Below are 12,060 nucleotides of genomic sequence, written 5' to 3'. Positions count from 1 at the left end.
AGGCGAGAAAATTCCGACCGTTTGTGCGGAAACACACGCGCCGATCCGGGAGGGGGTCACCTATGCTGGGCAAATGCCCGTTATCTCGACGTCCGCTGTCCGCCGAACCGCGTTGGGAGCCGCCGGGGCCGCCGTCGCAGGCATCGGCTACGCCACGCTGATCGAACGGAACGCGTTCGTCCTGCGCGAAGCCACGATGCCGGTGCTGGCACCCGGGTCGCCCACGTTGCGCATTCTGCACGTCAGCGACCTGCATATGATGCCGGGACAGCAGCTCAAACAGCAGTGGCTGCGCGAACTCGACCGGCTCGAACCCGACCTGGTCGTGAATACCGGCGACAATCTTTCCCACCCCAAGGCCGTGCCCGCCGTTGTGCAATCCCTCGGTGCGCTACTGGCTCGCCCCGGCTTGTTCGTGTTCGGTTCGAATGATTATTTCGCACCGGTTCCGAAGAATCCGCTGAAGTATTTCAAGAAAGATCATCGTCGCGTCTACGGCGATCCGCTGCCGTGGAAGGACCTGCGCGCGGCATTCACCGAACGCGGCTGGCTCGACCTGACCCACACCCGGCGCGACCTCGAGGTGGCGGGCATTCGCATCGCCAGCGCCGGCGTCGATGACCCGCACCTGCAGCGCGACCGCTACGACACGGTGGCCGGTGCCCCGAACCAGCTGGCGCAGCTGAGCATCGGTGTCACGCATTCGCCCGAGCCGCGCGTGCTCGATCGCTTCGCCGAAGACGGCTACGACCTGGTGCTGGCCGGTCACACGCACGGTGGGCAGCTGGTGGTTCCCGGCTATGGCGCGCTTGTCACCAACTGCGGCATCGACAAGTCCCGCGTGAAGGGCGCCTCCCAGTGGGGCGAGCACACCCAGCTGCACGTCTCGGCGGGCATCGGCACCTCCCCGTGGGCGCCCTACCGCTTCTGCTGCCGCCCCGAGGCCACGCTGCTCACGTTGGTCGGCGCCCAGCCCAAGCGGCCGTCGGCCGACACCGGCTTCGGCATTTCGACCTCGGAGGCCGTCGCCCGCTAGGGTCTGCCTCCGAACGGCATTGTCATTGAGGTGTCATCAGGAGACGACCGTGAGCAGTGGACCCGACGACCCGACCGTATTCGGCGGGTCAGGCGCACCGAACCAGCCCGGCCAGCGGCCGGGTTCGCCGGATCCCTCGGCGGGACAAGCGGATCCGGGCACTCCTGATCCCACCGCGGTGTGGACGCCGGGCAGCACCGGACTCCCTCCCACGCTGCGCTGGGACGGTTCCGGGCCGCCGCCAGGTCTCCCCGAGCCGACCCAATGGGCTCCCGCTGGTCCACAGGATTGGGAGGACTCCGGCAATCCTGCTGCGGGACAACAGGCTCCGCTACCCGGGCAGGCCGACCCGACCCAGGTAGGTCAGCCGGCTCCGCCCTGGCCGGGAGCGAATCCGTCTGTAGGTCAACCCGGTTCGACTCCGCAATGGCAGCCCGGCATGAACCCGCCGGTGGGACAACAGCCCTCTGCCCAGCAGTGGTACCCCGGTGGCTCGCAGGGCGGAACCGCTCCCGGGACCGGTGTTGCCGCCGGACAACAACCTCCGGGTCAGTGGGGCGGGCCGCCGCCCGGTCAGCACTGGGGCGGGCCGCCGCCTGGCCAGCAGTGGGGCGCGCCGGTGCCGCCTGGCCAGCAGTGGGGCGCGCCCGCTGCGGCCGGTCAGCCTTGGGGTGCGCCGGGTCCGGTGAATTCGCCACCGCCTGGTCAGCAGCATTGGGGCTCGCCGGCAGCCCATGCCGATCCGGCCCGGGTCGACGCAGCAGGTCGGCAGCATCCGCCGCAGCAATACGGCGAAGTGCCCCCGCTCGAGCACCACGGCGTTCAGTCCTACGGCCAGCCCTTCCCGCCCCAGAAATCCGGCAACAAGGCGGCGATCTGGGCTGCCGCGGGTGTCGCGGCGCTGCTCGTGGTCGGCGGCACGGTCACCGCGGTCGCGCTGACCCGCGGCGACGACGCACCGACCACCAGCGCCGACGCCACCCCGTCGATGGTCAGCGCCCTGTCCACCACGCCCGCGCCGACGTCATCGAGCAAGCCCAAGCCCAGTACGACCACTCCCACGGGCGCCGCGTCGAACCGCAAACCTCTCATCGACGGCTACCAGGTAGTCGCCGCCCCCGACCGTGGCGCCGCCTACGATGTCCCAGCAGGTTGGAACGTCGCCTCCGAAACCACCATCGGCGGCGTCGGCGAACCTCCCGGCGACGCCGTGTTCGGCAAGGGCTACGCCTCCGACGGTCGCGACTACTGCCCCGACTCCACCCGCACCATGTCGCTGCTCACCGGCTCCAAGAACGCCGACAACGCCGCGGCCGGCGCCGAACTCGGGGCCAAAGCCGCGCCCCTCGCCTACCAGGGCTCCAAGGGCACTCCCGGCCCCGCCCAGCCCCTGAAGTCGATGGACGGCAAGACCGAGGGCATGTTCACCGAGACCACGGGCACCGTCCCCGCCCCCGAACCCGGCTGCGCCGCCACCTACTCCGTCTACACCTACGCCTTCAAAGGCGCCAAGGACGGCAGCTTCGTCATGGTGATGATCGCCGACACCGGCGTCGCGGGCGCCATCGACGCCACCGAGGCCAAACGCATCTTCAGCACCATCAGATCCCTCAACTAACCCGCATCTGACCAGCCAATTTAACGTTTCACGACCCCACGTTGTAAGCTACTTCAGGTTCGCCTCACGGGGTGTGGCGCAGCTTGGTAGCGCGCTTCGTTCGGGACGAAGAGGTCGCAGGTTCAAATCCTGTCACCCCGACGTGTTGGTTGAGACACCGAAAAGCCTCTGACCGGGTTTCCTGGTCAGAGGCTTTTTGCATGCCCGGGCTCCGCAGCGCTCGCGCTCGGTGTCTCACAGATCCGAGGGCGGCTTGCGATCGCCAGGGTTGGGCCAGTAGATGGTGATGGCCGTGATGGCGAGCAGGCCGAGGATGAGGACCAGGATCGTCGGGGTCATGGGGTCGCCCTTCCGGGGTGAGCGGAGTGGGAGCGCGGCGGTGGGCTCGTGGTTCGAGTGTGGGCGGTCGCCTGGCGAGTGGGGTTGCCTGCGTGTTCGGGGTTGGTTGAGAAGTGCTCCCTTCGCGAGACTCGATGCGGTGAGGTTCCGGTGTGAGCAACCGATAACCTGGCGCTTACTTTCTGTCACTTGATAGAAATTAGCGATCGATAGCGTATACACCCATGTCGACAAGGGTGGATGCACCGAGCGATGGCTCGGCGAGGCCGTTGCGCGAGGTCGTGTATTCGACGTTGCGGGGTGAGTTGATGAACGGGGACATCCGGTTCGGGGAGCGGCTCACCGAACCGAAACTGTCGACCAGGTTCGGGATCTCGCGCACGCCGGTCCGGGAGGCGCTCACGATGCTGTGCTCGGATGGACTGTTGCAGCGTGAGGAGTTCGGGTTCAGCCCGGTGCGGCCGAGTGTGGCGCGGATTCGCGATCTCTACGAGCTGCGGCTGACCTTGGAACTGGGCGGGATGACGCGGGTCAGGACGGATCCGCACATCACCCATGATCAGGCCCTCTTGCGCGCCGAGCAGCAGAAATGGTTGACCCTGCAGGCCGACCCGCCCGCCCAGGAGCCGGGTTTCGTCGTCGTCGACGAGGAGTTCCACGTCGCACTGCTGACCGCGGCGGGTAATGCCGAGATGGTGCGCGCGCTGATCGCGGTGAACACCCGGATCCGGCATGTGCGCATGTACGACTTCATGATCAACAACCGCATCGAGACCACGATCAGCGAGCACCTCGGCATTCTCGCCGCCGTCCTCGCCGGTGACCTCGCGCTGGCTCAGCAACTTCTGCACACCCACATCGGCGACTCGCTGGACGTAGTGCTCGAGCGCATCTCGCGTGCCGTCGCAGCCATGTCGTTGAGCGAATAGAGGAGCGTCAATGTCTGTCACCCCGACCGCGCGGGTCGCCGCGGCCTACGCACGGATCGCCGAAGTGGATCGGCCGGAGGTCTGGATCACGCTGCGCTCACAGGAGGCACTGGCGCGAGAAGCTGTCGAGCTGGAAAGCCGTGTCGCTGCGGGCGAAGACCTCCCGCTGGCAGGTCTGCTTCTCGCGGTCAAAGACAACGTCGACGTGGCGAGCTTGCCCACCACCGCGGCCTGTCCCGAATTCGCTTACGAGGCCACCGAAACCGCTGCGGCGGTACAGCGCCTGGTCACGGCGGGCGCGCTGGTACTCGGCAAGACGAACCTCGACCAGTTCGCCACCGGGCTGGTCGGCACTCGCAGCCCGTACGGTGCCGTCCGCAATGCGCTCCATCCCGAATTGGTTTCGGGCGGTTCGAGTTCCGGCTCGGCGGCAGCGGTCGCGCTTGGCATCGCCGACCTCGCCATCGGCACCGACACGGCAGGCTCGGGCCGCGTGCCTGCCGCATTTCACGGAATCGTCGGCATCAAAGCCACTCTCGGCGTGATCCCCACCCATGGCGTCGTCCCCGCCTGCGCCGATTATGACGCGGTGACCATTTTCGCCGCGGACCTGGATCTGGCGGTGAAGGCCGCGAAGATCATGTCAGGCAATGATTCTCGAGACCCTCGCAGCCGGCAATGGCCCGCGGACGTCCGCCTCGCGATCTCCACCGAGCCCAAGATCGCGATTCCCCGGCCCGCGGATCTCGAGCCGCTGAGCCCGGCCTACCGCACAGCATTCACTGAAACTGTTGCAGCCCTTCGTGATCAAGGGCTGAGCGTCACCGAAATCGACATCTCGCCACTACTCGACGCCGCCCGGCTCCTCTACGACGGCGCGATTGTCGCCGAGCGATACGCCGCAGTCGGCGAGTTCGTCGACAAGGGCGCCCCTGGCCTCGACCGCACCGTCGCCGGAATAATCAGCGCCGCAAAAGAACTCGACGCACCTGCGTTCGTGCGAGATCTCGACACGCTGGCCCTGGCCGGCACCGCCGCGACCACACTGCTCGCCGACTTCGACGGCCTCCTGCTCCCCACCACCACCGAACACCCCTCGATCGCCGAAGTCGACGCCGACCCACTCGCGATCAACCGCCGACTCGGCACCTACACAAACTTCTGCAACCTCCTCGACCTCGCCGCAGTGGCAGTCCCCGGCAAACCCACCACCGGCGGCCTCCCGTTCGGCGTGACAGTCGTAGTCCCCGCCTTCGCCGACCAACTGGCCGTCGACCTCGCCGCCCGAATCACCGGCACCCAGGCACCGCTACTCGTCGAAACCGGTGTGCCCCTCGCGGTTTTCGGCGCCCACCTGCGCGGCCAACCCCTGCACTGGCAACTCGAACAACTGGGCGCCCGCTTCGCAGGCGAGATCACCACCACCGACGCCTACCGCCTCACCGCCCTCGACACCACCCCGCCGAAACCCGGACTCGTCCGGCACGGCGACGGACAAGGCGCGCCGATCCTCGGCGAACTGTTCCTGGTCTCCCCCGCCGGCCTCGGCCGATTCCTCGCCGAACTACCGCCGCCGATGGCGCTGACCAGCATCGATCTGTCCGACGGACGCGCCGTCGTAGGTTTCGCGTGTAGCTACGACGCGGCGGTCGCGGCCACCGACATCACCCGGTACGGGAGCTGGGTGGCGTATCTACGGGCTCGTTGACGTCGATGCCGAGCTCGGCGAGCAGGCCCGTCACGCGATGACCGATGTCGTCGCGGATGGGCCGCACCTGCTCGACCTCCAGCCCCGCCGGATCCTCGATGATCCACTCCTCGTAGCGCACCCCCGGCACCAGCGGACAGGTATCGCCGCAGCCCATCGTGATGATCACGTCGGCGGCGCGGATGATCTCATCGGTCCACGGCTTCGGATATTCGCGCGAGATGTCCACGCCGACCTCCGCCATCACCCCCACCGCGGCCGGATTGAGCTGCCCACTCGGCACCGACCCGCCCGACCAGGCCACCGCCCGCCCCAGCGCCAGCTCCTCGAAGAAACCGAGTGCCATCTGCGACCGGCCCGCATTGTGCGTACACAGGAAAAGCACCGTCGGACGCGGCTGGGGCTCCTTGCCCTCGATCTTTGCCAGCGCCTGCAACCGCTGCCGCGCGAATCGCTCGGCCAGCAGCGGTAAGTACAGGGTCACCGTCGCCCTTGCGGCGAAGTCTTCATAGGAGGAGTGCAGGAAACGATGGATCGTCGCCAGCTCGAACATTGTCGCGAATTCTTCGCGCAGCCGCACCTCAGCACGGTCGAGCGCGTCGGAGTGCTCCGCAATATCGACCACCCCTCAACCCTTACCCGAATCCTGGCCATTCGCAAACGCCCGGGCCGATCACCCCTCGATCAGACCGGCCCGGCACGCGTACTCACCGACACAACGTGGAACATTTCCCGGCCCAGCCCGTCGGTGTGGTTACCGTCGGCAGTGCGTCTTCAGCGTCTGGAAGAGCCACCTTCTGGTCTGCACCGCCGGGCCCGACCGATCACCCCTCGAGACCGATCGGACCCGGTTGTTCCGGTGTCTGAAGCAACAATGCGGTGTCGGTCTCTAGAGCTTCTTAAGAACAACTTGTCGGCAAACCCGGGTCTTCGGCGATGATGGAAGTACCGACGCAAGGAGATCGACCATGGAGACCGCGATTGTCTGGTTGCTGGCCAGCATCCTGTACTGGTTCAGCAACTTCTGACCCCCGACACCGACCACGAGAGCCCGGGACCCAGGCCCTTCGCCCACCCATGACACGAGGCAGGTACGCGTATCGGTGTCCCTGCCTCGTGCGTTGTGCGCGTCACATCGAGCGGTCGGAATAGTTCACCGGGGGGCGCGGTTGAACACACTGTCGACGTCCGAACAGCCCCGGGCCTCACCCCATAGTCGCTACGAGCGACCACCCGCCGAGAGGCGCTTGTGGGGCGTCGGCCCCAGCGAACGCCGCCAGGTCACCCTCATCGACCTGGCGGCGTTTCTTTATGTCCCGGAGTCGCGCGAGCGAGGCGAATGCTCGAGGATGGGCAACATGGCTTCAGGCGGGCAGTTGCGGCGGGGGTTGGGGTTGGGGGATTCGGTGGTGGTGGGGTTGGGGGCGATGGTGGGGGCCGGGGTTTTCGCGGCGTTGGGGCCCGCGGCGGGGGTGGCGGGGTCGTGGTTGCTGGTCGCGTTGGGGGTGGCGGCGGTGGTGGCCTATTGCAATGCGATGTCTTCGGCGCGATTGGCCGCGTTGTATCCGGTGTCCGGGGGGACGTATGTGTACGGGCGGGAGCGGTTGGGGGCGTTGTGGGGGTACCTGGCCGGGTGGGGGTTCGTTGTCGGGAAGACGGCATCGTGTGCGGCGATGGCGTTGACGGTGGGGAGTTACGCGTGGCCGGAGCAGGCGCACGCGGTGGCGGTGGGGGCTGTGGTGGTGGTGACGGGGATCAACTATGTGGGGGTGCAGAAGTCGGCGCTGGCTTCGCGGGTGATCGTGGGAGTGGTGCTGGCGGTGCTGGCGGTGGTTGTTGTCGTGGGAGTCGGTGGGAGTCATTCGGGGGCAACGGTTCTGGTCGAGGAGATCGGGCCGTATGGGGTATTGCAGGCGGCGGGCTTGTTGTTCTTCGCGTTCGCCGGGTACGCGCGCATCGCCACGCTCGGCGAGGAAGTGCGTGCGCCGGAGCGGACTATTCCACGGGCGATCATGGTCGCGTTGGCGGTGGCGTTGGCGGTGTACGCGCTGGTGGCGGTGGCCGCGTTGGTGACGTTGGGGTCGGGCGGGCTGGCGGCGGCGCGGGATCCGCTCGCGCAGGTTGTCGAGGCCGCGGGGGCGGGGTGGTTGGCGCCGGTGGTGCGGGTGGGTGCGGTGCTGGCGGCGGCGGGGTCGCTGATGGCGTTGATTCTCGGGGTCTCGCGGACCTCGCTGGCGATGGCGCGCGATGGTCATCTGCCGAGGTCCCTGGCCGCGATTCACCCGAAGTACGACGTTCCGCATCGGGCCGAGCTGGCGGTGGGGGTGGTGGTCGCGGTGCTCGCGGCCACGATGGATCTGCGGGCGGCGATCGGGTTCTCGTCGTTCGCGGTGCTCGCGTACTACCTCATCGCCAATCTGTCGGCGGCCACGCTGACGGCCGCCGAGGGTAGGCCGCGGCGCTGGGTTCCGGTGGTCGGCGCGGTGGGTTGTGTGGTGGTCGGGTTCGCACTGCCGATCGGATCGGTGCTGAGCGGACTCGGCGTGCTCGCGATCGGTGCGGGGGTCTACGGCATTCGCCGTGTTGCGACCAGGTGAACATGCGCCTTGTCCGTGAAGTTCAGCGGCCACGCTATACGGGTTACGGTGCGTGACAAGGGCTACTCTCGCCCGCATGCGGCACATCACGGGCGTTTTCGCAGGAACGATCGCGGCGCTGCTGGCTTCGGCGAGCTTGGTCGCCGTCCCGGCTCAGGCCGCGCCGAGCACGACCTGCGAGGTGACTTCCGGTCGCGACCTAGAACGCGCGGAGCCCGAACAGGTCGGGCTCGATTCGGCGAAACTCGAAGCGGCACTGCAGTTCGCCGCCACTCGTAACCGGCTCAACGTTCAGATCTTCCGGCACAACTGCCTCGTCGGCGAAGGGCTGCGCAACGACGAGACCGGCAATACCCCGTGGAACATCTGGAGCGTCACCAAATCGGTGGTGTCGATGCTGGCCGGAATCGCTTCCGACCAAGGCAAAATCGATATCGCCGCCCCTATCGATCGCTACCTGCCGCCCGGGCTCGGCGACGCGGTGCACCGCTCGATCACCGTCGAGAACCTGCTCACCGAGACCTCGGGCATGCAGGTCGGAGTGCTGTCGGAGGGCATCACCGCGGTGATCCCGATCGACCCGCACTCGGCGGTGCAGGCGCTGTCGGTGCAGTTGACCAACCCGCCCGGCACCACGTTCAGCTACAGCCAGCGCAATGTCGACCTGCTGTCGTACGTGATCGAACTGGCCGTCGGCGAACCGCTGCAGCAGTTCGCGCAGCGCGAATTGTTCGATCCTCTCGGCATCCCGCGCAGCGACTACTACTGGGCCAGCGACCGATCCGGCCACACCTACGGCTACGCGCATCTGCTGCTGCCGCCCAACGACCTGGCCAAGATCGGGCTGCTCGTCTCGAACGACGGCCGCTGGGGCGCGGAACGGGTGCTCTCCTCGGAGTATCTGCGCAAGGCCCGCACCCCGTCGAAGGCGAACAGCTGCTACGGCTACCTGTTCTGGCTGGGCGCCGATTGCAGCGAATCCCCCGACTTCCTGCCCGACGACACATATTTCATGTCCGGACTCGGCCTGCAGAACGTCTTCGTCCTGCCCAGCTTGGACCTGACGGTGATGTGGACCGGCCCCTTCGGCAACCAAACCGCCTACGGCCCCAGCGGTATCCTCGCCCACGCCGAAGAACTCCCCCACGAATTCTTCCGCCGCCTGTTCGACGCGATCACCGACGCCCCGGTACCAACCGCCGAACCCTACGTGGAACCTCCACTCGAATTCGACGCGGGCAAACTCATCGACGCCAACATCCTGCTGGCCGTCTTCGGCATCGGCCCCGGCGCCTACCCCGGCTGCACCGTCTTCGACTGCCTCAACCAACCCCTGGCCGCCCCCTTCGCCAGCATCCCCCCTGGCTGCGCCATCCTGGCCTGCGTCGGCAACGATCCCCGCACCCCCGGCATCCGCCCGATCAAGTGAAACAGCGAGGCCGAGCCATCGTGAACGATGACCCGGCCTCGACTACGAGCTTCAGCGGTTCTCGAGCAGAACTTCCGCGATCTGAATCGTGTTGAGCGCGGCGCCCTTTCGCAGGTTGTCGCCCGAGATGAACAGCGCGAGACCGCGACCGCTCGGCACGCCCGGATCCTGGCGGATGCGCCCGACGAGGGAGTCGTCCTGGCCTGCGGCGGCCAGCGGGGTCGGCACGTCGACCAGCCGCACGCCCGACGCCTTGGCCAGCAGTTCCTTGGCCTGCAGCACCGAAATCGGTTCGGCGAACTCGGCATTGATCGACAGCGAGTGCCCGGTGAAGACCGGAACCCGCACGCAGGTGCCGCTCACCAGCAGATCGGGCAGCCCGAGGATCTTGCGACTCTCATTGCGCAGCTTCTGATCCTCGTCGGTCTCGAACGAACCGTCGTCGACCAGCGCGCCGGCCAGCGGGATCACGTTGAACGCGATCGGCGCGACATAGTTGTTCGGCGCGGGGAACTCAGCGGCCGAACCGTCGTGCACCAGCTGCTCCGCATCGGCGGACACCGCGCGGATCTGCGAGGCGAGCTCCTCCACACCGGCGAGCCCGGACCCGGAAACAGCCTGGTACGACGACACGATCAGACGCTGCAAACCGGCCACATCATGCAGCGGCTTGAGCACCGGCATCGCGGCCATCGTGGTGCAGTTCGGGTTCGCGATGATGCCCTTGGGCAGGTTGCGGGTGGCCTCGGGGTTGACCTCCGAGACGACCAGCGGCACATCGGGATCCTTGCGCCAGGCCGAGGAATTGTCGATCACAGTGACGCCGGCCGCGGCGAAACGCGGGGCCTGCACGCGAGACATGGTGGCACCGGCCGAGAACAGCGCGATGTCGAGACCCGAGGGATCGGCGGTCTCGGTGTCCTCGACAACGATCTCGCCCCCGCGCCACGGCAGCGTCTTGCCCGCGGACCGCGCGGACGCGAAGAACCGCACCTCGTCGGCCGGGAAGTTGCGCTCTTCGAGCAGTTTGCGCATGACGGTGCCGACCTGACCGGTCGCACCGACGACACCTACACGTACACCCATTGCCTAACGCCCCGTTCCGCCGTGGACGACGGCGGCCTCTTCGCCGCCGAGATCGAATGCCTTGTGCAACACCTGGACCGCCTCATCCAGTTCCGTATCCCGGACCAGCACCGAAATGCGGATCTCCGAGGTGGAGATGAGGTCGATGTTCACGCCCGCGTTGGCCAGCGCCTCACAGAAGGTGGCGGTGACGCCCGGATGCGACTTCATGCCGGCACCGACCAGCGAGACCTTACCGATGTGGTCGTCGGAGAGGATCTCGGCGAAGCCGATCTCGGCCTGCCGCTCGGTGAGCTTCTGCACCGCGCGGACCAGGTCGGTCTTGGGGCAGGTGAAGGTGATGTCGGTCTTGCCCGTGTCGACCTTGGAGATGTTCTGCAGCACCATGTCGATGTTGATCTCGGCGTCGGCGACCGCGCGGAACACCTTGGCCGCGTAGCCCGGCTCGTCGGGCAGCGCCACGACGGTCACCTTGGCTTCGCTGCGGTCGTGTGCGACGCCGGTCAGGATTGCCTGCTCCACGGGAATGTCCTCCATCGATCCGAAAACAGTGGTGCCGATCTTGTCGGTGTAGGACGACCGAACATGAACGGGAACGTTGTAGCGGCGCGCGTACTCGACGCAGCGCAGCATGAGCACCTTCGACCCGCAGGCCGCCATCTCGAGCATCTCCTCGTAGGAGATCTTGTCGAGCTTCTGGGCGTCCGCGACGATGCGCGGGTCGGCGGAGAAGATGCCGTCGACGTCGGTGTAGATCTCGCAGACGTCGGCTTTCAACGCCGCGGCCAGCGCGACGGCGGTGGTGTCGGACCCGCCGCGGCCCAGCGTGGTGACGTCCTTGCTGTCCTGGCTCACGCCCTGGAAGCCGGCCACCAGCACGATCTGGCCCTCGTCGAGAGCCTCCTGCAACCGGCCCGGGGTCACGTCGATGATCTTGGCGTTGCCGTGCGCGCCGGTGGTGATCACGCCGGCCTGCGAACCGGTGAACGAGCGGGCCTCGGCGCCGAGCGTATGAATAGCCATGGCCACCAAGGCATTCGAGATGCGCTCGCCCGAGGTGAGCAGCATGTCCATCTCGCGAGCAGGCGGCGCGGGGGCCACCTGCTCCGCGAGATCGAGCAACTCGTCGGTCGTGTCACCCATGGCCGAGCACACGACTACTACGTCGTGCCCCTGCTTCTTGGTCTCCACGATCCGTTCAGCGACGCGCCGGATCCGCTCGGCGGTAGCCACCGAGGATCCTCCGTACTTCTGAACTACGAGAGCCACAGCAGGTCCTTCACGATCGAGTGTCAGGTTGGTATCAGCGACCAAGAGT

General features: G+C 67.2%; 9 protein-coding genes and 1 tRNA gene. 7 read left to right on the top strand and 3 right to left on the bottom strand.

Annotated features, from left to right (window positions below; genetic code table 11):
• Positions 1–73 precede the first annotated feature (73 nt).
• The 5 genes from ACQHI0_RS29900 (at position 74) to atzF (ending at position 5,630) form a co-directional block, all read left to right on the top strand.
• Positions 74–1,036: a metallophosphoesterase gene (locus ACQHI0_RS29900; protein ID WP_101464816.1), complete on the top strand. Its 963-nt coding sequence runs from the start codon at positions 74–76 to the stop codon at positions 1,034–1,036.
• 49 nt (positions 1,037–1,085) lie between these two features.
• Positions 1,086–2,654, top strand: a complete 1,569-nt coding sequence (locus ACQHI0_RS29895; protein ID WP_427905088.1) for a hypothetical protein — start codon at positions 1,086–1,088, stop codon at positions 2,652–2,654.
• A 67-nt stretch (positions 2,655–2,721) separates the two neighbouring features.
• A tRNA-Pro gene (locus ACQHI0_RS29890) sits at positions 2,722–2,795 on the top strand.
• A 422-nt stretch (positions 2,796–3,217) separates the two neighbouring features.
• Positions 3,218–3,922 carry a GntR family transcriptional regulator gene (locus tag ACQHI0_RS29885; protein WP_427905087.1) on the top strand — a complete coding sequence of 235 codons (705 nt, stop codon included), beginning with the start codon at positions 3,218–3,220 and terminating at the stop codon, positions 3,920–3,922.
• 10 nt (positions 3,923–3,932) lie between these two features.
• Positions 3,933–5,630 (top strand): allophanate hydrolase, encoded by a 1,698-nt coding sequence (gene atzF / locus ACQHI0_RS29880; RefSeq protein ID WP_427905086.1) that lies wholly within the window; start codon positions 3,933–3,935, stop codon positions 5,628–5,630.
• Here the strand turns inward: atzF and ACQHI0_RS29875 are convergent.
• Positions 5,587–6,255: an arsenate reductase ArsC gene (locus ACQHI0_RS29875; protein ID WP_427905085.1), complete on the bottom strand. Its 669-nt coding sequence runs from the start codon at positions 6,253–6,255 to the stop codon at positions 5,587–5,589. The genes atzF and ACQHI0_RS29875 overlap by 44 nt on opposite strands.
• Positions 6,256–6,979: 724 nt before the next feature.
• Here ACQHI0_RS29875 and ACQHI0_RS29870 point away from each other — a divergent pair.
• Positions 6,980–8,227 carry an APC family permease gene (locus ACQHI0_RS29870; protein ID WP_427905084.1) on the top strand — a complete coding sequence of 416 codons (1,248 nt, stop codon included), beginning with the start codon at positions 6,980–6,982 and terminating at the stop codon, positions 8,225–8,227.
• Between the two features lie 76 nt (positions 8,228–8,303).
• Positions 8,304–9,656 carry a serine hydrolase domain-containing protein gene (locus ACQHI0_RS29865; protein ID WP_427905083.1) on the top strand — a complete coding sequence of 451 codons (1,353 nt, stop codon included), beginning with the start codon at positions 8,304–8,306 and terminating at the stop codon, positions 9,654–9,656.
• 51 nt (positions 9,657–9,707) lie between these two features.
• Here ACQHI0_RS29865 and ACQHI0_RS29860 read toward each other — a convergent pair whose 3' ends face one another.
• Positions 9,708–10,742 carry an aspartate-semialdehyde dehydrogenase gene (locus ACQHI0_RS29860; RefSeq protein WP_427905082.1) on the bottom strand — a complete coding sequence of 345 codons (1,035 nt, stop codon included), beginning with the start codon at positions 10,740–10,742 and terminating at the stop codon, positions 9,708–9,710.
• A 3-nt stretch (positions 10,743–10,745) separates the two neighbouring features.
• On the bottom strand, positions 10,746–12,011 hold the full coding sequence (locus tag ACQHI0_RS29855; protein WP_427905081.1) for an aspartate kinase: 1,266 nt from the start codon (positions 12,009–12,011) through the stop codon (positions 10,746–10,748).
• Positions 12,012–12,060 lie beyond the last annotated feature (49 nt).

It is taken from the genome of Nocardia sp. FBN12, assembly GCF_050320175.1.
In the GTDB taxonomy this organism is placed as follows: Bacteria; Actinomycetota; Actinomycetes; order Mycobacteriales; family Mycobacteriaceae; genus Nocardia.
This window is presented reverse-complemented; position numbering and strand designations above follow the sequence as displayed.